The following is a 22,278-nucleotide window of genomic DNA, read 5'->3' on the forward strand; positions in this document are numbered from 1 at the left end:
GACTCGGCCGTGCGGACCATGAAGTACCGCTCGTTCGTGGAGAGCGCCGAGGACGGGTACGAACACGCGCGTCGTGCCGGGAACCCCCACCGCGGAGATCGACGACGCGCGCATCCCGGACGAGTGCAACAGCCTGCTCTTCAGCGGTAAGGCATTCGACAAGCTGCTGTCGGAGATCTTGAAGGACCCCGAGATCTGGCGTGCCGCGTCCGGCTGAACCGGTCTCAGGCCGCCGCGCTCAGCGTGTCCGCGAGGCGGCGGCGGGCCGCCCGGGCGGCGGGCAGCGTGGCCAGTGCCGCCGCCCCCAGGACGGCGGCCGAGCCCAGCAGGAACAGCAGGCCGGGGGAGGGGTACTGGGCGATCCCGGCGCCGATGCCGCTGGAGCCTCCCTGGGCGTCGATCAGCCGCCGGGCCAGCGGCAGCCCCAGCGCCGTACCGGCGAGGACCGCCGCCAGGGTCGTACAGCTCGTCGCCGTCACGGTGATCGCGGTGATCTGCCGCGGGGACATGCCGATCGCCCGGAGCGCCAGCACGTCCCGCTCGCCCTCGCGGACGCTGCCGCCGATCGCGGTGAGCAACTCGACCAGCCCGATAAGGGCCAGGACGGCGATCAGCCCGGCGACCACCCCGCGCAGCGGGGACAGTCCGTCGGCGGGATTCGTCGCGGGGTGGACCTCCAGGTGGCCGTGGCCGGCCGAGGTGAGCGCGGCGGCCACCCGCCGCGGGTCGGCGCCCGGGCGCAGCCGCAGCTCGTAGAAGGCGGGGGACAGCTCCGGGTCGTTCTCGCGGAGGGTGTCCAGGGAGGTCGTCACGACCCGGCCGGCGTTGCGCGGTTCGATGCCGCGGCCCACGATGTGCAGGATCTGCGGCCGGTCGCCCACCGTCATCCGCACCCAGTCGCCGACCCGCGCGTGCAGCAGGTCGAGCAGTCCCTGGCCCGCCACCGCCTCGTCCGGCCCCCGCGCGGCACGGCCCGCGGCGAGGGCGTAGGGGTAGGGCTCGGCGCGGGTACCGACACCGCGCAGGGCGATGGTCCCGGTCTGCCCGGGCACCAGCGCGGCCACCTCGACACCCGGATAGGCGGCGGCGACCCGGGGGTCGCGGCCCAGCACGGACCGTACGCCGGACGCGTCCAGGGCGTCGTCCGAGCGGACCGTGAGCGCCGTCGGCAGCCCCACTCGCTCGGGGCTGCTGTGGAAGCGGTCGATCGTGGTCCACGCGCTGAGCGCCACCACGATCAGCAGCAGCGGCAGCGTCAGCCGGGCCACGGTGGCCAGTGACCGGCCCCGCCCCGCGAACGCCTTGTGGCAGCCGAGGACCAGGGCGGCCGGCAGCCCCAGCCCGAGCGCCTGCCGGGCCGCTCCGGTCAGCCGGCCGCCCGCCGGCCCCGCCGTGGGGCGCGGCACCGGAACCGGCGGCACCCGCCCCGCCCGCCAGGCCGCGAGCCCCGTGGTCAGGCCGATGAACAGCACCGCGCCCGCCGGTACCGCGGAGACGGCCAGGGTGTGCCCGGGCAGCCCCTGCCACACGGCCACCGCGTCCCCGAGCCGCCCCGGGACCCGGCTGCCCAGCCCCTCGGTGAGGGCGGCCGCGGCGCACGCGCCGAGCAGGGCGTACGCCAGGTGCTGGAGCAGGAAGACCCGCACGACCTGGCCGGGCGTGAAGCCGATCGCCTTCAGCACCGACAGGTCCCGCAGATGCCCGCGGATCCGGGTGGCGATGGCGCCGTGCACGGCGAACCCGGCGGCGACCAGAGCCGCCAGCCCGAACAGCCCGAGCACCTGGCCCAGCAGCCGGTTGTCGCCCTGGGCCTCGGCGCGCGCCTGCTGCCAGGTGGAGACCTCGCCGACCGCGCCGGCGCCCAGCACGGTGACGGCGCGCTGCACCGCGTAGTCCGTGTCGGCCCGATCACCGAGCCGCAGCCCGATGACCTGGCCGGCCGGGGCGCGCACCGCGGACGGCAGCGCCCACACCAGCCCCGGCTGCTCGCCCGGACGGTACGGGGGTTCGGCGCTGTCCGCGACGCCCTCGACGGTGAGGGTGCGGGCCGTGCCGGGCAGGGTCAGGGTGTCACCGGGCTCGGCCAGCAGCGCCCGGGCCAGGCTGCTCTCCAGCACCACGCCGTCCGGTGCGGCCGAATCCAGCCAGTGTCCCGCGGAGAGCAGGGGCCGGCCGACGGAAGGCAGGCGGGGTGTGGCGCGCAGCTCCGCGGAGGCGCGGGTGCCGCGGGCGGCGACGGTGGCGGACTCGGTGCGGTAGGGACCGGCGACGGAGGAGACGCCGTCCAGCCCGGCCAGTGCGCGGGCGTCGGCGGACGGCGCGGTGTGCAGCCAGACGTGGGCCCCGCGCGCCTCGGCGAAGGTCCGCTGCCAGGGGTTCGTGGCGTACCCGAACAGGGCGGTGGCGAGCAGCAGCGAGGCGACGATGCCGGCGGTCGCCAGCACCAGGAACAGCGCTTCGCCGCGGTGGGTGCGCAGGTCGGAGTGCGCCCAGCGCAGGGTGGCCCGCATGTTCCTGAGATCCGGCACGGTCAGTCCCTCAGCTCCAGCACGCCGGAGATACCGCGGCGCCGGGACGGCGGTGTGCCGTCCAGGGCCGCGTCGTCGGCTATGCGGCCGTCGAAGAAGCTGATCACCCGGTCGGCGGCGCTGGCCAGCCGGGCGTCGTGCGTCACCAGCACGATGGTCTGGCCGCGCCCGTGGAAGCGGGACAGCAGCCGCATGACCTCACGCGTGCCCTTGCTGTCCAGGCTGCCCGCGGGCTCGTCGGCGAGGAGCAGCGGCGGATGGTTGACCAGGGCGCGGGCCAGGGCGACCCGCTGCTGTTCGCCGCCGGACAGCTCGCCCGGCATGCTGCGCTCCTTGCCCCGCAGGCCCAGCTCGGCGAGGAGCGCCTCCCGCTCGGCGCGCGCCTTCTTCGGCGGCACACCGGCCAGCAGGGCGGGCAGCTCGACGTTGTCGGCGACCGACAGGTTCGACACCAGGTTGAAGAACTGGAAGACGATCCCGATGGCCTTGCGCCGTTCCACGGCCCAGCGGGCCTCGCTGAAGGAGTCCGTGCACCGGCCGGCGAGCCAGACGCTGCCCCGGTCCGGCCGTTGCAGCCCGCCGAGCAGATGCAGCAGGGTCGACTTGCCGGCGCCGGACGGTCCGGTGATCGCCACGAACTCGCCGCGCGCGACGCTCAGATCGACCCCACGGACGGCATGCGCGGGCGCGCCCTCGCCGTAGTGGGTCTTCACCAGGCCCTCGGCCCGCAGCACCGCGGTGCCGTCGGCCGGCAGAACCGGAGCGCCGTCGGCCGGCAGCACCGCGGTGCCGTCGGCCGCCGGTACCGGAGTGCCGTCGGCTCGCAGAACCGGAGTGTCCTCGGTCATTCCAGTTCCTCCTGGCACCGCTCCAGCCAGTCGAGGTCGGCCTGCAGATGCAGCATCGCGCCCTCGATCAGCAGCTGGGCGATTCGGTTGTCCCGGTCCTCGGCCGCGGCCAGTTTCGACAGGTTGCGCATGGTGTTGAGGTACTGGCGCCGCTGCCGGTTGATGAGGGCTATCTGGTCGGTGAGGCCGGTCTGCGGGGCGAGGGCGAGCTTCATGAAGAACTCGTCGCGCACCCGGGGCTCGTCCTCGGTCTCCTCGAACCAGACGCTCAGCGCCTCGCGCCCGGCCTCGGTGAGACGGTAGACCTTCTTGTTGGGCCGGCTGGACTGCTCGACGTCCTCGCCCTCGATGAGCCCGGTCTTCTCCAGGCGGCCGAGGGTGACGTAGATCTGGCCGACGTTCGGTTGAGGGTACGCGGCACCCAGCAGTTGCTCAAGGTCCTGCTTCAGCTCGTAGCCATGGGCCGGGCCGCGGGCGAGGAGTGCCAGGAGAGGCAGGCGCACGCGTGCTGTCCTCCTGTCTGCTCCATGTGCTCCAGGCCCTAGTATCGCGCATACCTAACAGGTATACATGGCCTCTGTCCCCGGGCGAGGGTGCCCGTGGTGCCGGTGTACAGGGAGGAACCTATGCGGTGGATGCACGCCGCCGGTAGGGGCCTTCTCGTTCTCGTCGTGATCATGACCGGGTACGTCACCTCCGGCGCCCACCCCGACGAGGGCGCGCGCGGCGGTCGCGGACCGCTCACCCTGGCCACCGCCGGCGACCTCACCGGCTATCTGGGCCCGCTGCTGAAGGGCTGGAACCGCACCCACCCCGGCGAGCGGGTCACCCTCGTCGAGCTGCCGGACTCCGCCGACGAGACGCACGCCCAGATGACGACCGACCTGCGCGGCGGTGACCGTGGCCGGTTCGACGTCCTGAACATCGACGTCGACTGGACCTCCGAGTTCGCCGCGGCCGGCTGGATCCGCCCGCTGCCCCGCGACCGCTTCCCGCTGGGGAGCTTCCTGCCACCGGTCGTGGACACGGCGACGTACCACGGACGGCTGTACGCGGTGCCGTACGTCACGAACGCCGGGCTTCTCCTGTACCGCAAGGACGTCCTCGACAAGGAGGGCGTGCCCCCGCCGCGCACCTGGGCCGAGCTGGAGCGGGACGCGAAGACCATCGCGCCGAAGTACGGGCTCGACGGTTACGCGGGCCAGTTCCTGCCCTACGAGGGCCTCACCGTGAACGCGGCCGAGGCCGTGTACTCGGCGGGCGGCACGATCCTCGGCGGCGAGGGCAGGCGGGTCACCGTCGACTCGGCCGCCGCCCGCGAGGGCCTCGGCTTCCTCGCCCGCGGCATCCGCGAGGGCTGGATCCCGAAGCGGGCGCTGACGTACAAGGAGGAGGAGTCCAAACAGGCGTTCCTGGACGGCGGGCTGCTCTTCCTGCGCAACTGGCCCTACGCCTATGCCGTCGCCGCGGAGAGGGGCACGAAGGTCGCCGGGCGGATCGGCGCCGTACCGCTGCCCGGACCCGACGGGCCGGGGACGAGCGTCCTCGGTGGTTCCAACCTGGCCGTCAACTCCCACACCCGGCATCCGGATTCCGCCGCGCGTCTCCTCGCCTATCTCACCAGCGCGCCCGTCCAGCGCCAGGTGCTCATGCGGGGCGCGCTGCCGCCCGTGCGCGCCGCGCTCTACGAAGATCCCGCGCTGGTGAAGCGGTTCCCCTATCTGCCGACCCTGCGCACCGCCGTCCTCACCGCCCGCCCGCGCCCCAAGAGCCCACGCTACGACCAGGTGAGCCTGGCCGTGCAGGCGGTCGTGCAGGACGCGCTCACGGGGCGCCAGACGCCCGGGCAGGCCGTGCGCCGGCTGGCGCGCGAACTCGACGCCATCGCCCGCGGCTAGTTACTTGTTAAGTAACGCCGCCATCACGACTGTGCTCGTCTCGCGGTGAATTGCCCGTTTATGTGAGCTAAACCGGTCGGTAGCTTGCGTTCACTTCGTTGACACCTCCGCTCCTCGCCTACCTAACATGCATGCACAACAGCCCCCCTCAGAGACAGGTTCCACAGGGTTGAACAGGCATCATTGGTGGCGGGACGCGGTGATCTACCAGGTCTACGTCCGCAGCTTCCTGGACAGCACCGGCGACGGCATCGGCGACCTGGCCGGCGTCCGCGCCGGACTGCCGTACCTGAAGAAGCTCGGCGTCGACGGCATCTGGCTGAGCCCCTTCTACCCCTCGCCGCAGCACGACCACGGCTACGACGTGGCCGACTACCGCGATGTCGACCCGGTCTTCGGCGACCTCGCCGAATTCGACCTGCTCATGGGGGCGGCCCGCCGGCTCGGCATCAAGGTGCTGCTCGACATCGTCCCCAACCACTGCTCCAGCGAGCACCCGTGGTTCCGTGCGGCACTCGCCGCCGAGCCCGGCAGCCCGGCCCGCGCCCGCTTCCACTTCGCCGACGGCCGCGGCCCCGACGGCAGCGAGCCGCCCAACAACTGGCACGCCATGTTCGGCGGCCCGGCCTGGACCAGAGTCGGCGACGGCCAGTGGTACCTGCACATGTTCACGCCCGAGCAGCCCGACTGGAACTGGCGCGACCCCGAGATCCCCGCCGAGTTCGACCGCGTCCTCAGGTTCTGGCTCGACCGGGGCGTGGACGGCTTCCGTATCGACGTCGCCGCCGGCCTGTACAAGCACCCCGAACTGCCCGACTCCGACGACCCGGAGGCCGACGCCCGCACCCGCGACTCGGTCAACCCGCTCGCCTGGAACCAGCCGGAGGTGCACGAGGTGTGGCGCCGCTGGCGCTCCATATGCGAGGAGTACCAGGCCCGCGACGGCCGCGAACGCCTGCTCGTCGGCGAGGTCTCCGTCCCCACCGCCCGCGAACACGCCCTGTACGTCCGCCACGACGAACTCCACCAGGCGTTCTTCTTCGACCTGCTCGGCGCCCCCTGGGACGCCGACGCCTTCCGCAAGGTCATCTCCGAGGCCATGCAGGACATCGCCGGCACCGGCTCGACGGTCACCTGGGTCCTGAACAACCACGACCAGGTCCGCACCGTCACCCGCTACGGCGAACCCGCCACCGAGGGCAGCGGCCTCGGCGCCGCCCGCGCCCGCGCCGCCGCGCTGCTGATGCTGGCGCTGCCCGGTGCCGCCTACATCTACCAGGGCGAGGAACTGGGCCTGCCCGAGGTCGTCGACCTGCCCGACGACGTGCTCACCGACCCGATCTTCCACCGCACCGGCAGCCGCGCCCGCATCCGCGACGGCTGCCGGGTGCCCCTGCCCTGGTCCGGGCAGGCGTCACCGTTCGGCTTCACCTCCGGCGCGGAAGGCGCCAAACCCTGGCTGCCGCAGCCGGAGTACTTCGCCGAGTACGCCACCGACCGCGCCCTCGCCGACACCCGCTCCTTCTGGCACCTGTACCGCGACGGCCTGCAACTGCGCTCGTCCCTGCCCCAGTTGGGCGAGGGCACGCTGGACTGGCTGGACGCCCCGCCGGGCGTCCTCGCCTTCACCCGCGGCGACGGCCTGGTCTGCGCCGTCAATTTCGGTACGGCCAATGCCCCCGCGCCGGTCCCCGGCACCCCCCTGCTCGCCAGCGGCCCCTGCCCGCCCGGCGTCCTGCCCGGCGCCACGGCGGCCTGGTGGCTGAACGAGATCTGATCATCCGCTCCCAAGGAAAGGTCCGTCGACGATGATGCGACGACGCACGACCCTGCTCACCGGCTGCACCGCCCTCGCGCTCGCCCTCGGCGCCACCGCCTGCGGCGGCGGGCCCGTCTCCGCGGGCGGGGGTGACAAGGAGCTCAGCGGCCAGACGGTCACCGTGGCCGGCGTCTGGTCCGGCAGCGAGCAGAAGAACTTCCAGAAGGTGCTGGACGCCTTCACCGAGAAGACCGGCGCGAAGACCCAGTTCGTGTCCACCGGCGACAACGTCTCCACGGTCGTCGGCAGCAAGATCGAGGGCGGCAACGCGCCCGACGTCGTGATGGTCCCGCAGGTCGGCGTCCTCAAGCAGTTCGCGCAGAAGGGCTGGCTCAAGCCGCTGTCCCCGACCGCGCAGCAGACGATCACCGCCGACTACGCGCCCGTGTGGAAGACGTACGGCAGCGTCGACGGCGACCTCTACGGCCTCTACTTCAAGGCCGCCCACAAGTCGACGGTCTGGTACAGCCCCGAGGCGCTCACCCAGGCCGGGGTCGAACCGCCGAAGACGTACGACGCCCTGCTCAAGGCCGGGCACACCGTCTCCGACTCCGGCCTCGCCGCCTTCTCGGTCGCCGGACAGGACGGCTGGACCCTCACCGACTGGTTCGAGAACGTCTACCTCTCCCAGGCCGGCCCCGAGAAGTACGACGCCCTCGCCACCCACAAGCTCAAGTGGACCGACCCGACGGTGGTCAAGGCGCTCACCACGCTCGGCAAGCTGTTCAAGGACAAGCAGCTCATCGCCGGCGGCCAGAAGGAGGCGCTCAACACCGACTTCCCGGGTTCGGTGGAGAAGGTGTTCGGCCCCAAGCCCGAGGCCGGCATGGTCTACGAGGGGGACTTCGTCGCCGGTGTCGCCCACGACCAGTACGGCAGGTCCATCGGCAAGGACGCGAACTTCTTCCCCTTCCCCGCGGTCGACGGCGGCAGCGCACCGGTCGTCAGCGGCGGCGACGCGGCCGTCGTCCTCAAGGACGGCAAGAACGCCAAGGCCGGCATGAAGCTCCTGGAGTACCTGGCCACCCCCGAGGCCGCGGCCGTGTGGGCGAAGGCGGGCGGCTTCCTGTCGCCGAACAAGAAGCTCGACCTCGCCTCGTACGGCGACGACGTCACCCGCGCCACCGCCAAGTCTTTGATCGGCGCCGGGGACTCGGTCCGCTTCGACATGTCCGACCAGGCACCGGCCGCCTTCGGCGGCACCAAGGGCACCGGCGAGTGGAAGCTGCTCCAGGACTTCCTGCGCGACCCCTCGGACCCGAAGGGCACGGCGGCGAAGCTGGAGTCGGCCGCTGCCAAGGCCGACCGGAACTGAGCGACAGCATCATGACCGCCACCGCACTCGTGAAACAGCAGGCGGGCCCGCGGGCCGCCGGCCCGGCGCCCGAGCGCCGCGGCCGGCGGCGCACCCGGCTGATCGCCCTGCTCTTCGTCTTCCCCGCACTGCTCCTGCTGGGCGCGCTCGTCGTCTACCCGGTGCTGTTCTCCGTCGGCCGCAGCTTCTTCGACGCCTCCGGCACCCGGTTCGTCGGCGGCCACAACTACGCCGAGATGTTCCGCGACCCGGCCACGCTGAAGGCCATCCGCAACACCACCATCTGGGTGGTCGTCGCCCCCGCACTGCTCACCGGTCTCGGTCTGATCCTGGCCGTCCTGGTGGAGAAGGTCCGCTGGGCCACGGCCTTCAAACTGCTCCTCTTCATGCCGATGGCGGTGTCCTTCCTCGCCGCCGGCATCATCTTCCGGCTCGCCTACGACGAGGACCCGGACAAGGGCGTCCTGAACGCGGCCGTCGTCTCCGTCCACGACGCCTTCGAGGGCACGTCGACGTACCCGACCGCCCGCGGGCGCACCGGGCTGCTCACCCAGGACCGGGACGGCTCGTACCGTACGACCGCCTCGGCGGGGGAGTCGGTCGCGCTCCCGATGGTCGGCGTCCTGCCGGGGGACCTGCCCGGCGACGCCGCACCCGCCCGTACGGCGGCCGCGCGAAAGGCCGCGGCCGGCGAACTGCGAGGCGTCGTCTACCTGGACTTCACCCCCGGCGGGGGCGGAGAGCAGGGCAAGGTCGACCCCAAGGAGAGCGGCCTGCCCGGGATGAAGGTCGAGGCCGTGCGCGACGGGAAGACGGTCGCGACCGCGAGCACCGCGGCCGACGGCTCCTTCCGCCTCTCCGGGCTGCGGGCGGGCCCGTACACGGTGAAGCTGCCGCAGTCGAACTTCGCCCCGCCCTACCAGGGGGTCTCCTGGCTCGGGCCGGCCCTCGTCACCCCGGCGATCATCGGCGCGTACCTGTGGATCTGGACGGGGTTCGCGATGGTCCTGATCGGCGCGGGGCTGTCCACCCTGCCCCGGGACGCGCTGGAGGCGGCCCGGATGGACGGGGCCAACGAGTGGCAGATCTTCCGGCGGATCACCGTCCCGCTGCTCGCGCCCGTGCTCACCGTGGTCTTCGTGACCCTCGTGATCAACGTGATGAAGGTCTTCGACCTCGTCTACATCATCGCGCCCGGCCCGGTGCAGGAGGACGCGACCGTCCTCGCCACCCAGATGTGGCTCGTGTCCTTCGGCGGCGGCAACGACCAGGGTCTCGGCAGCGCCCTCGGCGTGCTGCTCCTGCTCCTGGTGGTCCCCGCGATGGTGTTCAACGTCCGCCGTTTCCGAAGGAGTCAGCGATGAACGCCCTCCGGCGCTCTCTGGGCAACGGTCTCGTCCAGGCCGTCCTCGTGGTCATCGGCCTGGTCTGGCTCACCCCGCTGGCCGGACTGTTCGTGTCGTCCCTGCGCTCGGCCCAGGACAACGCCAAGGGCGGCTGGTGGACGGCACTGGCCGGCCCCTCACAGCTGTCCTTCGACAACTACTCCGCCCTGCTGAAGAACTCGGGGATGACCCAGGCGTTCTGGAACACCGTGCTGATCTCGGTGCCGGCGACCACTCTGGTCGTGGTCATCGCGGCCCTGGCCGCCTACGCCTTCGCCTGGCTGGACTTCCCCGGCCGCGAGCCCCTCTTCCTGCTGGTGGTCGCCCTGCTGGTGGTGCCGGTCCAGATCGGCCTGCTGCCGGTGGCCAAACTCTTCGGCGCGCTGGGCCTGTTCGGCACGATCCCCGGTGTCGTCCTCTTCCACGTCGCCTACGGCCTGCCCTTCGCCGTCTTCCTGCTGCGCAACTACTTCGCGGAGATGCCGAAGGAGATGCTGGAGGCGGCCCGGATGGACGGCGGCAGCGAGTGGCGCATCTTCACCCGGCTGGTGCTGCCGGTGGGACGTCCGGCGATCGCCTCGCTCGCCATCTTCCAGTTCCTGTGGGTCTGGAACGACATGCTGGTCGCCCTGCTCTTCGCCGACAGCTCCGCCCAGCCGCTGACCGTGCAACTCCAGTCCCAGATACGCCAGTTCGGGAGCAACATCGACGTCCTGGCGCCGGGCGCGTTCCTGTCCCTGATCGTGCCGGTGGCGGTGTTCTTCGCCTTCCAGCGGCACTTCGTGCAGGGCGTGATGGCCGGGTCGGTGAAATGAGAGGGGCTGCGGGAACCGAAGTTCCCGCAGCCCCTGCATCCGGTCGTGCGTCACGGCGACGCGGGCGGATACAGCGACCGTGGCAGCTGCGAGGCCGCGGCGGCGTCCAGCAGCCACAGGGTCCGGGCGCGGCCGTACGCGCCCGCCGCCGGGGCCTGGATCTCGCCCCCCCCCGACAGGGCGATGGCCACGGCCTCCGCCTTGTCCTCGCCGGCCGCGAGCAGCCACACCTCGCGGGCCGACCGGATCGCCGGAAGGGTCAGGCTGATCCGGGTCGGCGGCGGCTTGGGCGCGCCGTGCACGCCGACCACCGTGCGCTCGGTCTCCCGTACGGCCGGCAGCTCCGGGAAGAGCGAGGCCACATGGGTGTCCGGTCCGACGCCCAGCATCAGGACGTCGAAGGTCGGGACCGGGCCGTGGTTCTCGGGCCCGGCCGCCTTCGCCAGCTCCGCCGCGTACGCCTCGGCCGCCGCCTCGACGTCCGCGCCGTACGGGCCGTCGGACGCGGGCATGGCGTGCACGCGCTCCGGGTCCAGCGGGACGGCGTCCAGCAGGACCTCGCGGGCCTGCGTGACATTGCGCTCGGGGTCGCCCTCGGGGAGGTAGCGCTCGTCGCCCCACCACAGGTCGAGGCGGCCCCAGTCGATGGCGTCACGGGCGGGCGCCGCCGCCAGCGCGGCCAGCAGCCCGTTGCCGTTGCGGCCGCCCGTGAGGACCACGGACGCGGCGCCCCGGGACGTCTGCGCGTCCACGATCTTCGTGATCAGGCGAGCCGCGGCGGCCTGCGCCATCAGCTCCTTGTCGTGGTGGACGACCAGCTGCGGAGTGCTCACTTCGCCGCCGCCTTCCTCGCCGGGGACTTCTTCGCGGTCTTGGCCGCCGCCTTCTTCGCGGGTGCCTTCGCGGCCTCCTCGACCGGCTCGGGCTCCGCAACCGGCTCGGACTCCGCATCAGGGCCGGCCTTCGCGACCGGCTCGGCCGACTTCGCCCAAGCCTGCTGCGCGGGTTCCTCGGTGGCCTGCCCGGGAACCTTGTTCAGCCGCTCCACGCCGTAGCGCAGCGCCGACGCGTAGGTGTCGTCCGGGTCCAGCCGGCGCAGTTCCTCCGCGATCAGCTCGGCGGTGTCCCGCCGGTTCAGCGCCACCGCGCGGGCCGGCTGGCCCTCGATGGACAGCGTGGCCAGCGAGCCGTCCGCGCGGTTCAGCACGATCGGGCCGCAACTGGTGTCCATACGGACGGCCGTGAGACCCGGGCCCGCGGACAGGGAGCGCCGCACGGGCACGTCCAGCCGGTCCGCGAGCCACATCGCCAGCAGCTCACAGCTCGGGTTGAACTCCTCGCCCTCCACCTCGACGGCCTTCACCGCGCAGGTGACCTGGTCCAGGGCCGCCGCGAGCATCGAGCGCCACGGAGTGATCCGGGTCCAGGACAGGTCGGTGTCGCCGGGCGTGTACGCCTCGGCACGGGCGGACAGCTCCCGCTCCGGCTGCTCGGCGGCGTAGGTGTCGGTGACCCGGCGCTGGGCGAGCGCGCCCAGCGGGTCCTTCGCCGGGTCGAGCGGAGCATTCACCGGCCACCACACGACCACCGGGGCGTCCGGCAGCAGCAGCGGCAGGACCACCGAGTCGGCGTGGTCGACGACCTCGCCGTAGAGACGCAGGACGACCGTCTCGCCGGTACCCGCGTCCGCGCCCACCCGCACCTCGGCGTCCAGCCGGGAGGACGTACGGTCGCGCGGGTTGCGGGAGACCCGCTTGATGACCACCAGCGTGCGCGAGGGGTGCTCGCGCGAGGCGTCGTTGGCGGCCTTCAGGGAGTCGTAGGCGTTCTCCTCGTCGGTGACGATGACGAGGGTGAGGACCATGCCGACGGCAGGTGTGCCGATGGCGCGGCGGCCCCGCACGAGCGCCTTGTTGATGTCTCCGGCGGTGGTGTCGGTCAGGTCTATCTTCATGGCCGGCGCCAGCTCCGTCCGTCTCGTGCGAGCATCTCGTCCGCCTCGGCGGGACCCCAGGTGCCCGACTTGTACTGCGCGGGCCTGCCGTGCTTGTCCCAGTACTCCTCGATCGGGTCGAGGATCTTCCAGGACAGCTCGACCTCCTCCGTGCGCGGGAAGAGGTTGGCGTCGCCCAGCAGTACGTCCAGGATCAGGCGCTCGTACGCCTCCGGGCTGGACTCCGTGAAGGACTCGCCGTAGGCGAAGTCCATGGAGACGTCCCGGATCTCCATCGAGGTGCCCGGCACCTTGGAGCCGAAGCGGACCGTGATGCCCTCGTCCGGCTGGACGCGGATGACGATCGCGTTCTGCCCGAGCTCCTCCGTCGCCGTCTGGTCGAAGGGGGAGTGCGGGGCCCGCTGGAAGACGACCGCGATCTCCGTCACGCGCCGGCCGAGGCGCTTGCCGGTGCGCAGATAGAAGGGGACGCCCGCCCAGCGGCGGTTGTCGATCTCCAGCTTGATCGCGGCGTAGGTGTCGGTCTTCGACTTGGGGTCGATGCCGTCCTCTTCGAGGTACCCGGTGACCTTCTGGCCACCCTGCCAGCCCGCCGCGTACTGCCCGCGGACCGTGCTGCTGCCCAGGTCCTTCGGCAGCCGTACCGCGCCGAGCACCTTCTCCTTCTCCGCGGCCAGCGCGTCCGCGCCGAAGGAGGAGGGCTCCTCCATCGCCGTGAGGGCCATGAGCTGGAGCAGGTGGTTCTGGATGACGTCCCGGGCGGCGCCGATGCCGTCGTAGTAGCCGGCCCGGCCGCCGATGCCGATGTCCTCGGCCATGGTGATCTGCACGTGGTCCACGAAGGACCGGTTCCAGATCGGCTCGAACATCGTGTTGGCGAAGCGCAGCGCCAGGATGTTCTGGACGGTCTCCTTGCCGAGGTAGTGGTCGATGCGGAACACCTGGTCCGGCTCGAACACCTCGTGCACGACCTTGTTCAGCTCCTCGGCCGACGCAAGATTGTGCCCGAACGGCTTCTCGATGACCGCGCGGCGCCAGGAGCCGCCGGTCTGATCGGCCAGACCGTGCTTCTTCAGCTGCTGGATGACCACCGGGAAGGAGCTGGGCGGCACCGACAGGTAGAAGGCGAAGTTGCCGCCCGTGCCCTGCGCCTTGTCCAGGTCCTCGATGGTGCCGCGCAGCCGCTCGAACGCCTCGTCGTCGTCGAAGGTGCCCTGGACGAAGCGCATCCCCTGGATGAGCTGCTGCCAGACCTCCTCGCGGAAGGGGGTGCGCGCGTGCTCCTTGACCGCGTCGTGGACGACCTCGGCGAAGTCCTCGTGCTCCCAGTCGCGGCGGGCGAAGCCCACCAGCGAGAAGCCCGGCGGCAGCAGGCCCCGGTTGGCGAGGTCGTACACCGCGGGCATCAGCTTCTTGCGCGACAGGTCGCCCGTGACGCCGAAGATGACCAGGCCCGACGGCCCCGCGATGCGCGGGAGCCGTCGGTCGGCCGGGTCACGAAGCGGGTTCGCTCCGGAACCGGAAACGGGTGACAAGTCAGCCCTCCGAGGGGGCAAGGCGCTCGAGCTCCGCCTGGGTCGACTTCAGCAGGTCGTTCCAGGACGCCTCGAACTTCTCGACGCCCTCGTCCTCCAGCACCCGCACGACGTCGTCGTACGCGACGCCGAGCTTCTCCAGCGCGTCGAGGTCGGCACGCGCCTGCTCGTAGGTGCCGGCGATGGTGTTGCCGCGGATCTCGCCGTGGTCCTCGGTGGCCTCCAGCGTGGCCTCCGGCATGGTGTTGACCGTGTTCGGCGCGACCAGCTCGGTGACGTACAGGGTGTCCGGGTACGCGGGGTCCTTCACGCCGGTCGACGCCCACAGCGGACGCTGCTTGTTGGCGCCCGCCTTCTCCAGCGCGTTCCAGCGGTCGGACGAGAAGACCTCCTCGTACGCCTGGTAGGCGAGGCGCGCGTTGGCGACGGCGGCCTTGCCGCGCAGCCCCTTGGCCTCGTCGGTGCCGATCTCGTCCAGACGCTTGTCGATCTCGGTGTCCACGCGGGACACGAAGAAGGACGCCACCGAGTGGATCTTGGACAGGTCCAGGCCGCGCTCCTTGGCCTTCTCCAGACCGGAGAGGTAGGCGTCCATGACGGCGCGGTACCGCTCCAGGGAGAAGATCAGCGTGACGTTGACGCTGATGCCGAGGCCGATGACCTGGGTGATGGCCGGGACGCCCGCCATGGTGGCCGGGATCTTGATGAGGGTGTTCGGGCGGTCGACCAGCCAGGCCAGCTGCCTGGCCTCGGCGACCGTCGCCTTCTCGTTGTGCGCCAGGCGCGGGTCGACCTCGATGGAGACCCGGCCGTCCTGGCCGTCCGTGGCGTCGAAGACCGGGCGCAGGATGTCGGCGGCGTCGCGGACGTCCGCCGTGGTGATCATGCGGATGGCCTCTTCGACGGTGACCTTGCGGGCGGCGAGGTCCGACAGCTGCTGGTCGTAGCCGTCGCCCTGGGAGATCGCCTTCTGGAAGATCGTCGGGTTGGTGGTGACGCCCACGACGTGCTGCTGGTCGATCAGCTCGGCGAGGTTGCCGGACGTGATCCGCTTGCGCGACAGGTCGTCCAGCCAGATCGCGACGCCTTCCTCGGAGAGGCGCTTGAGTGCGTCTGTCATGGAATTACATCTCCTACGTGTCGTATATGAGCGTCAGCGCTGGGCGGCGGCGATGGATTCGCGGGCCTTGGCGGCCACGTTCTCGGCGGTGAAGCCGAACTCGCGGAAGAGCACCTTGCCGTCGGCGGAAGCACCGAAGTGCTCCAGGGAAACGATGCGGCCGGCGTCTCCGACGTACTTGTGCCAGGTCAGCCCGATACCCGCCTCCACGGCGACACGGGCCTTCAGGGACGGCGGCAGCACGGAGTCCCGGTACCCCTGGTCCTGCTGCTCGAACCACTCCACGCACGGCATCGAGACGACTCGCGTGGGCACGCCGTCGGCCTGGAGCTGCTCACGGGCCTCCACGGCCACGTGCACCTCGGAACCGGTGGCGATCAAAACGACCTGTGCCTCGCCGCCCTCGGCCTCGAACAGCACGTAGCCGCCGCGGGCCGCGTCCTCGTTCGGCTCGTAGGCCGGCACGCCCTGGCGGGTGAGGGCGAAGCCGTGCGGCTGGCCCTTGCCGAACTCCTTGGTGTACCGCTTGAGGACCTCGCGCCAGGCGATCGCGGTCTCGTTGGCGTCCGCCGGGCGGATGATGTTCAGACCCGGGATGGCGCGCAGCGAGGCCAGGTGCTCGACCGGCTGGTGGGTCGGGCCGTCCTCGCCGAGGCCGATGGAGTCGTGCGTCCACACGAACGTCACCGGCAGGTGCATCAGGGCCGACAGGCGCACCGCGTTGCGCATGTAGTCGGAGAAGACGAGGAAGGTACCGCCGTACACGCGGGTGTTGCCGTGCAGCGTGATGCCGTTCAGCTCCGCGCCCATGGAGTGCTCGCGGATACCGAAGTGGATCGTCCGGCCGTACGGGTTGGCCTCGGGCAGCGGGTTGCCCTCGGGGAGGAAGGAGCTGTTCTTGTCGATGGTCGTGTTGTTCGACCCGGCGAGGTCGGCGGAGCCGCCCCACAGCTCGGGGATGACCGCGCCGAGCGCCTGGAGCACCTTGCCGGACGCGGCACGCGTCGCGACACCCTTGCCGGGCTCGAAGACCGGGAGCTTCTCCTCCCAGCCGGTGGGCAGCTCGCCCTTGCTGATCCGGTCGAACTCGGCGGCACGCTCCGGGTTGGCGTCCCGCCACACCTGGAGGGTCTTCTCCCACTCGGCCTTCGCCTCGGCACCCCGCTCCAGCGCCTTGCGGGTGTGCGTGATGACCTCGTCCTCGACCTGGAAGCTCTGCTCGGGGTCGAAGCCCAGGACGCGCTTGGTGGCCGCGACCTCCTCGTCGCCCAGCGCCGAGCCGTGCGCGGCCTCGGTGTTCTGCGCGTTCGGGGCCGGCCAGGCGATGATCGAGCGCATCGCGATGAAGGACGGGCGGTCGGTGACGGCCTTGGCCTCCTGGATCGCGGCGAAGATCGCCGCCGGGTCCAGGTCGCCGTTCTCCTGGGCCTCCACGCGCTGGACGTGCCAGCCGTATGCCTCGTACCGCTTGACGGTGTCCTCGGAGACGGCCGTCTCGGTGTCGCCCTCGATCGAGATGTGGTTGTCGTCCCACAGCAGGATCAGGTTGCCGAGCTTCTGGTGGCCGGCCAGCGAGGACGCCTCGGCGGAGATGCCCTCCTGGAGGCAGCCGTCACCGGCGATGCAGTAGATGAAGTGGTCGAAGGGCGACTCGCCCTGCGGGGCCTCCGGGTCGAACAGGCCGCGCTCGTAGCGGGCGGCCATCGCCATGCCCACCGCGTTGGCCACGCCCTGGCCCAGCGGGCCCGTCGTGGTCTCGACGCCCTTGGTGTGCCCGTACTCCGGGTGACCCGGGGTCTTCGAACCCCAGGTGCGGAAGGACTCCAGGTCCTCCAGCTCCAGGCCGAACCCGGCCAGGTAGAGCTGCGTGTAGAGGGTCAGGGACGAGTGGCCGGCGGACAGCACGAAGCGGTCGCGCCCGACCCACTCCGGGTCGGCCGGGTCGTGCCGCATCACCTTCTGGAAGAGGGTGTAGGCGGCCGGGGCCAGGCTCATCGCCGTACCGGGATGGCCGTTGCCGACCTTCTGTACGGCATCGGCGGCCAGGACGCGGGCGGTGTCCACGGCCCGCTGGTCCAGGTCGGTCCACTCAAGGTCTGTGGTGGTCGGCTTGGTGCTCACCCTGGGTCAGGGCTCCTCTCCACATGTCGGTCGCCGGTCTTCGGGGCATGCGCCCACCCGGCCGCCGAGGGGCTTGTCGCCCACCGGCCGTTGTCGAGCCTACCCCCGTGAGGACGTGCGTTTTTTCGAGTGTTTCCAGACTGCCGGGAGTCGGTGCGATCCGCCTCTCGACCGGCCGGGACGGCATTTGGCACATGAATACGGACCCGCTCATCTGACTGCTCAATCGAGCCTGTGGACGCACGTCGGATCGAGCCTTTGTGCGCATGTCCGCGCGGCCCCGCGGGCGGCCCCGCCAACACGACCCCACCCCCGCGAAGGCCGGGGTATGGGCAACGTCTAAAGTGGCGTGGTACGCGCGAGCCTTTACCGGGACTTCACAGGGGGAGGCTCGCTGGGATGTCTCTGTCAGGGGTGTGCGTGACGGCCGTCGAATCCCGTCCTGGGGGCACCTCCCAGGCCCTCAAGGCTCTGGGGGAGGGCGCGCTCGGTGCGAGCCAAAGCCCGGTTCACCGGCCGTTCGGAGCCCGCGTCAAGGCGTTCGTGGCGCTGACGAAGCCGCGGATCATCGAGCTGCTTCTCATCACCACCGTTCCGGTGATGTTCCTGGCGCAGCAGGGTGTGCCCGACCTCGGGCTGGTGCTGCTCACCTGCGTCGGCGGCTACCTGTCGGCGGGTGGCGCCAACGCGCTGAACATGTACATCGACCGGGACATCGACGCCCTGATGGACCGCACCTCGCAGCGCCCGCTGGTGACCGGCATGGTCAGCCCGCTCGAGTGCCTGGTCTTCGGCATCACCCTGGCGGTCGTCTCGACGCTGCTGTTCGGATTCACCGTCAACTGGCTGAGTGCCTGGCTCTCACTCGGAGCGCTCCTTTTCTACGTCGTCGTCTACACGATGATCCTCAAGCGGCGTACGTCGCAGAACATCGTGTGGGGCGGAATCGCGGGCTGCCTCCCGGTGCTGATCGGCTGGTCCTCCGTCACGAACTCGATGTCCTGGGCGCCGGTCATCCTCTTCCTCGTCATGTTCTTCTGGACGCCTCCGCACTACTGGCCGCTGTCCATGAAGGTCAAGGAGGACTACGCGCGCGTGGGCGTGCCGATGCTCCCGGTCATCGCCTCCAACAAGGTCGTCGCCCGGCAGATCGTCATCTACAGCTGGGTGATGGTCCTGGTCTCCCTGCTGCTCACCCCCCTCGGCTACACCGGCTGGTTCTACTCGGTGGTGGCCCTCGCCGCCGGCGGCTTCTGGCTGTGGGAGGCGCACGGGCTGCAGAACCGGGCGAAGGCCGAGGAGACCGGCGCCAAGCTCAAGGAGATGCGCCTCTTCCACTGGTCGATCACCTATGTGTCGATCCTCTTCGTCGCCGTCGCCGTCGACCCGTTCCTGCGCTGACGCCCGCCGGGCGTAAGTCACAGCGCCCTGCCCTCGCCAGTCGATCTACCGGTGAGTAGCATCCTGGCCATGGCAGACACGCAGCAGGTTGACGCGAGGGCCGAGCGCAAGGTGTCCCGGCTCGCCCACCAGATCAGCGCCTTCGCGAAGGCGCACGGCGGCGCGGAGGGCCAGGTGGCCTACATCGGCGAACGCGGCGCCCGCATCGTCCTCGTCGGCGAGGACGGCGGCTGGGGCGACCTGGTGGCGCCCTCGTACGCCATCGCCGAGCAGGCGGTGGCCAAGTCCGGCATCACGGCCCACGAGTCCTTCGACGGCGAGTTCGCGGCGAAGGTGACGACGGGGCCGTACGAGTGGAAGCGGATGGCCGGCATGCAGATCGGCGGCTAGATCGGGTGGGGCCGGTGGCCCGCCGACCGCCGGTCCGTGGTGGCCGCCCCGCCGCGGACCCGCATACGCACACGCCCACTGCCGACCGCCGGTCCGTGGTGGCCGCCCCGCCGCGGACCCGCATACGCACACTCCCCGCGCCCCTTTGGCGCGCTGCCGCCACCTGAACCCGGATTCACCCGTTAGGACGTGCAAGACCACATCCCACGGGAAGCCCGGGAATGATCGAGATGCCGTCCCTCGTGGACCAGTACTGCCACGGGGTGCTCCGCACGGAACTGGGCCTCGGCACCTTCGAGGCCCAGCTGGCCCGTACCGAGGGACCGCCCGCCCCGGGCACCACCCTGTTCGACACCCAGACCGGCTTCGCCGTACGGCGCTGGTGCCCGCCGATACTCGGCCTGGAACCGCACTGCGCGCCCGCCCGCTATCTCGCGCGGCGCCGCGAACTCGGCGTACTGGAAGCGGGCCGCAGACTGCTGCGCGGCAGCGGCATCACGACCTACCTGGTGGACACCGGGCTGCCGGGCGACCTCACCGGTCCCACCGAACTGGCCTCCGCCGGGGCGGCCCAGGCCCGCGAGATCGTCCGTCTGGAGCTGCTCGCCGAGCAGGTCGCCGACACCTCCGGCACCGTCGAGTCCTTCCTCGCCAACCTGGCCGAGTCGGTGCACGGCGCGGCGTCGACGGCCGTCGCCTTCACCTCCGTCGCGGGCCTCCGGCACGGCCTGGCCCTCGCACCGGAGCCGCCGGGGCCAGGAGAGGTGCGGGGCGCGGCGGGCCGCTGGCTGACCGGGCGGCGGGTCGGCGGCGCCCTCACCGACGCCGTGCTGCTGCGGCACCTGCTGTGGATCGCGGTCGCGTCGGGCCTGCCCCTGCAACTGCACGCGGGCCTCGGCGAACCCGGCTCCCGCATCGACCGCACGGACCCGGTGCTGCTCACGGACTTCGTCCGCGCCACCGCCGGCCTCGGCACCGATCTGATCCTGCTGCACGGCTACCCGTACCACCGGCACGCCGCCCATCTGGCCGGTGTCTTCCCGCACGTCTACGCCGACTCGGGCGCCGCGCTCGTCCGCACCGGCGCCCGGGCGGCCACGGTCCTCGCCGAGATCCTGGAGCTGGCCCCCTTCGGCAAGATCCTCTTCTCCACCGGTGCCCAGGGCCTGCCCGAGCTGCATGTCGTCGGCGCCCGCCTCTTCCGGGAGGCCCTGGGCCGCGTCCTGGGCACCTGGGTGGCCGAGGGAGCGTGGTCCCTGGAGGACGCCCAGCGGGTGGCCCGGCTGATCGCAGCGGACAACGCCCGCCGGGTGTACGGGCTCGGCTGAGCCCTCCAGAATGACCGGATGCCGACCGCATCTCTGCTCGACGCATTCCTGGACGCGCTGCTGCCGCTGCGGCCGCGCGCCGTCTGGGCGCACGGCTCGCTGGCCGGCGGCGACTACCAGGAGGGCCGCAGCGACCTCGACCTGATCGCCGTCCTGCCCGGCCCCCTGAGACCGGGGACCGTACGACGGCTGGTGGTGCTGCACCGGGGACTGCGCGGGGAGCCCCTCGCGGCGAAGCTCCACTGCAGCTACCTCGCCCCGGACACCCTGGACGACCCGGACCGCCCGCACCTCACCTGGGCACACGGACATGTGATGCGCCGCCCGGTCACCCCCGTCACCCGGCGGGAGCTGCACGACTTCGGCAAGGTGCTGCACGGTGCGCCACCGGGCGGGCTGCTCCCGGCGGTGCCGCAGGGGCAGCTGAGCGGCTTCGTCGTCCGTGACCAGCGCACCTTCTGGCGCCCGGCCGTCGACAAGGCCCGGCTGTGGCGGCAGGACGTCTGGGTGGACCTGGGCCTGCTGACCTTCGCCCGGGCGACCGTGACCCTGCGGGAGGGGCGGCTGATCTCCAAACGGGAGGCGCTGACCGAGCTGTCGGCGCTCGGCGCCCCGGCCGGGGTCGTCGAGGACATCGCCCGTCGGCGGTACGACGCCCAGGTTCCGGCCACCACCGACTGGCTCGCCCGCCGGGCGGAGTTGACGCGCGCCTATCTGGGGCCGGCGATCGACGCCCTCGTCACCACGTACGGGTGAATTCAGGCGCGCGAGCCGACCGTCACCTCGGCCGAGGGGCCCGGCAGGTCCACGGCGGCCTCCGGGCGCTCACGCAGCGAGAGCAGGACGCGCACGACGGCGATCCAGATCAGGCACGAGCCGAGCATGTGGAGGCCGACCAGGACCTCGGGCAGGTGCGTGAAGTACTGCACGTAACCGATCACGCCCTGGGCGAGCAGGATCAGGAACAGCTCACGCGTCCGGGCCAGCGGGCCCTTCGGCGCGTCGACCGCCTTCAGCACGAACCACAGCGCGAACGTCAGCGTGACCACGATCCAGGCGAGGACCGCGTGCGACTTGGCGACCGTCTCCCAGTCGATCGGGATGCGCTCGACCTCGCTGGAGTCGCCGGCGTGCGGCCCGGCCCCGGTCACCACCGTGCCGACCGCGATGAGCAGCACGGACGCGATCACCAGGAACCACACCAGTTGCTGCACGGCCTTGCCGACCAGCGGGCGCGGTGCCGTGTCGCCCTCCCGTGTGCGCTGCCACGTCACCGTGGCGATGGTGATCAGGGCCGTGGAGAGCAGGAAGTGCGCGGCGACGGTGTAGGGATTGAGGCCCACCAGGACCACGATGCCGCCGAGCACGGCGTTGCCCATGACCACCCAGAACTGGGCCCAGCCCAGCCGGGTCAGGCCGCGCCGCCAGGGCTTCTGGGAGCGGGCCGCGATGATCGCCCAGCCGACGGCGGCGCACAGCACGTACGTCAGCATGCGGTTGCCGAACTCGACGATCCCGTGGAAGCCCATGGCCCGGGTGGTGGTCAGCGAGTCGTCCGTGCAGGTGGGCCAGGTCGGGCAGCCGAGGCCCGAGCCGGTCAGGCGGACGGCTCCGCCGGTGACGACGATGACCACCGACATGACGAGCGCGGCGAGGGCCGCCCGCCTGACGGTCCGGGGATCCGGGGTCCAGCGGTCGGCGATGAAGGCGAGCGGATTGCGCAGGGCCGCCTGAGCGTCGGCCGGGTTCAGCTTTGGCACGCGCACCATCGTAGGCCCGCCGCTTGTGCACGCGTTCACGAGGGTCACTCCCACGCGCGAA

Annotated in this window: 19 protein-coding genes; 10 read left to right on the plus strand and 9 right to left on the minus strand. The window is 71.6% G+C overall.

Features of this window, described 5'->3' with window-relative positions; all coding sequences use genetic code 11:
* The first annotated feature begins 73 nt into the window (after positions 1–73).
* Positions 74–217: a hypothetical protein gene (locus ACIGYR_RS12825; protein ID WP_399595260.1), complete on the plus strand. Its 144-nt coding sequence runs from the start codon at positions 74–76 to the stop codon at positions 215–217.
* Positions 218–224: 7 nt separating this feature from the next.
* Here ACIGYR_RS12825 and ACIGYR_RS12830 read toward each other — a convergent pair whose 3' ends face one another.
* Genes ACIGYR_RS12830 through ACIGYR_RS12840 form a run of 3 tightly spaced genes read right to left on the minus strand, consistent with a single transcriptional unit; the run spans position 225 to position 3,879 of the window.
* A complete protein-coding gene (locus ACIGYR_RS12830) occupies positions 225–2,510 on the minus strand; it encodes an FtsX-like permease family protein (RefSeq protein WP_399596490.1) in 2,286 nt (761 codons plus the stop codon).
* Between the two features lie 20 nt (positions 2,511–2,530).
* Entirely contained in the window at positions 2,531–3,376 is an 846-nt protein-coding gene (locus ACIGYR_RS12835) for an ABC transporter ATP-binding protein (protein WP_399595258.1), read from the minus strand.
* Positions 3,373–3,879, minus strand: a complete 507-nt coding sequence (locus ACIGYR_RS12840) for a PadR family transcriptional regulator (RefSeq protein ID WP_391839422.1) — start codon at positions 3,877–3,879, stop codon at positions 3,373–3,375. Before ACIGYR_RS12840 ends, ACIGYR_RS12835 begins: the two co-directional genes overlap by 4 nt.
* Positions 3,880–4,002: 123 nt before the next feature.
* Here ACIGYR_RS12840 and ACIGYR_RS12845 point away from each other — a divergent pair, with 123 nt between their 5' ends.
* The 5 genes from ACIGYR_RS12845 (at position 4,003) to ACIGYR_RS12865 (ending at position 10,608) form a co-directional block, all read left to right on the plus strand.
* Positions 4,003–5,274, plus strand: coding sequence for an ABC transporter substrate-binding protein (locus ACIGYR_RS12845; protein WP_399595256.1), 1,272 nt, complete (start codon positions 4,003–4,005; stop codon positions 5,272–5,274).
* A 127-nt stretch (positions 5,275–5,401) separates the two neighbouring features.
* Complete coding sequence (locus ACIGYR_RS12850; RefSeq protein WP_391839425.1) at positions 5,402–7,051, plus strand: glycoside hydrolase family 13 protein; 1,650 nt, start codon at positions 5,402–5,404, stop codon at positions 7,049–7,051.
* 31 nt (positions 7,052–7,082) lie between these two features.
* On the plus strand, positions 7,083–8,408 hold the full coding sequence (locus ACIGYR_RS12855; protein WP_399595254.1) for an ABC transporter substrate-binding protein: 1,326 nt from the start codon (positions 7,083–7,085) through the stop codon (positions 8,406–8,408).
* Between the two features lie 11 nt (positions 8,409–8,419).
* Positions 8,420–9,772 (plus strand): ABC transporter permease subunit, encoded by a 1,353-nt coding sequence (locus tag ACIGYR_RS12860; protein WP_399595252.1) that lies wholly within the window; start codon positions 8,420–8,422, stop codon positions 9,770–9,772.
* Complete coding sequence (locus ACIGYR_RS12865) at positions 9,769–10,608, plus strand: carbohydrate ABC transporter permease (RefSeq protein ID WP_399595250.1); 840 nt, start codon at positions 9,769–9,771, stop codon at positions 10,606–10,608. The genes ACIGYR_RS12860 and ACIGYR_RS12865 overlap by 4 nt, the downstream gene beginning before the upstream one ends.
* 50 nt (positions 10,609–10,658) lie before the next feature.
* Here the strand turns inward: ACIGYR_RS12865 and pgl are convergent, their stop codons facing one another.
* From pgl to tkt, 5 genes are read right to left on the minus strand one after another with little or no spacing between them, the layout of a single operon-like run.
* Positions 10,659–11,441, minus strand: a complete 783-nt coding sequence (pgl, locus tag ACIGYR_RS12870) for a 6-phosphogluconolactonase (RefSeq protein WP_399595248.1) — start codon at positions 11,439–11,441, stop codon at positions 10,659–10,661.
* On the minus strand, positions 11,438–12,562 hold the full coding sequence (gene opcA / locus ACIGYR_RS12875) for a glucose-6-phosphate dehydrogenase assembly protein OpcA (protein WP_399595246.1): 1,125 nt from the start codon (positions 12,560–12,562) through the stop codon (positions 11,438–11,440). Before opcA ends, pgl begins: the two co-directional genes overlap by 4 nt.
* Positions 12,559–14,097: a glucose-6-phosphate dehydrogenase gene (gene zwf / locus ACIGYR_RS12880; protein ID WP_391839436.1), complete on the minus strand. Its 1,539-nt coding sequence runs from the start codon at positions 14,095–14,097 to the stop codon at positions 12,559–12,561. The genes opcA and zwf overlap by 4 nt, the downstream gene beginning before the upstream one ends.
* 1 nt (position 14,098) lies before the next feature.
* Entirely contained in the window at positions 14,099–15,217 is a 1,119-nt protein-coding gene (gene tal / locus ACIGYR_RS12885; protein ID WP_391839438.1) for a transaldolase, read from the minus strand.
* 33 nt (positions 15,218–15,250) lie between these two features.
* Positions 15,251–17,338 (minus strand): transketolase, encoded by a 2,088-nt coding sequence (gene tkt / locus ACIGYR_RS12890; protein ID WP_399595243.1) that lies wholly within the window; start codon positions 17,336–17,338, stop codon positions 15,251–15,253.
* Positions 17,339–17,752: 414 nt separating this feature from the next.
* Between tkt and ACIGYR_RS12895 the strand changes: the two genes are divergently transcribed.
* From ACIGYR_RS12895 to ACIGYR_RS12910, 4 genes are all read left to right on the plus strand, one after another.
* Positions 17,753–18,739: a heme o synthase gene (locus tag ACIGYR_RS12895; protein WP_391839736.1), complete on the plus strand. Its 987-nt coding sequence runs from the start codon at positions 17,753–17,755 to the stop codon at positions 18,737–18,739.
* Positions 18,740–18,808: 69 nt separating this feature from the next.
* Entirely contained in the window at positions 18,809–19,129 is a 321-nt protein-coding gene (locus ACIGYR_RS12900; protein ID WP_391839442.1) for a hypothetical protein, read from the plus strand.
* Positions 19,130–19,350: 221 nt separating this feature from the next.
* Positions 19,351–20,457, plus strand: a complete 1,107-nt coding sequence (locus ACIGYR_RS12905; RefSeq protein ID WP_399595240.1) for an amidohydrolase family protein — start codon at positions 19,351–19,353, stop codon at positions 20,455–20,457.
* An 18-nt stretch (positions 20,458–20,475) separates the two neighbouring features.
* Positions 20,476–21,213, plus strand: a complete 738-nt coding sequence (locus ACIGYR_RS12910; RefSeq protein ID WP_399595238.1) for a nucleotidyltransferase — start codon at positions 20,476–20,478, stop codon at positions 21,211–21,213.
* Between the two features lie 2 nt (positions 21,214–21,215).
* Here ACIGYR_RS12910 and ACIGYR_RS12915 read toward each other — a convergent pair whose 3' ends face one another.
* Positions 21,216–22,226, minus strand: a complete 1,011-nt coding sequence (locus ACIGYR_RS12915) for a heme A synthase (protein WP_399595236.1) — start codon at positions 22,224–22,226, stop codon at positions 21,216–21,218.
* Positions 22,227–22,278: the final 52 nt, after the last annotated feature.

It is taken from the genome of Streptomyces sp. NPDC053076 (assembly GCF_044546845.1).
Taxonomy (GTDB): Bacteria; Actinomycetota; Actinomycetes; order Streptomycetales; family Streptomycetaceae; genus Streptomyces.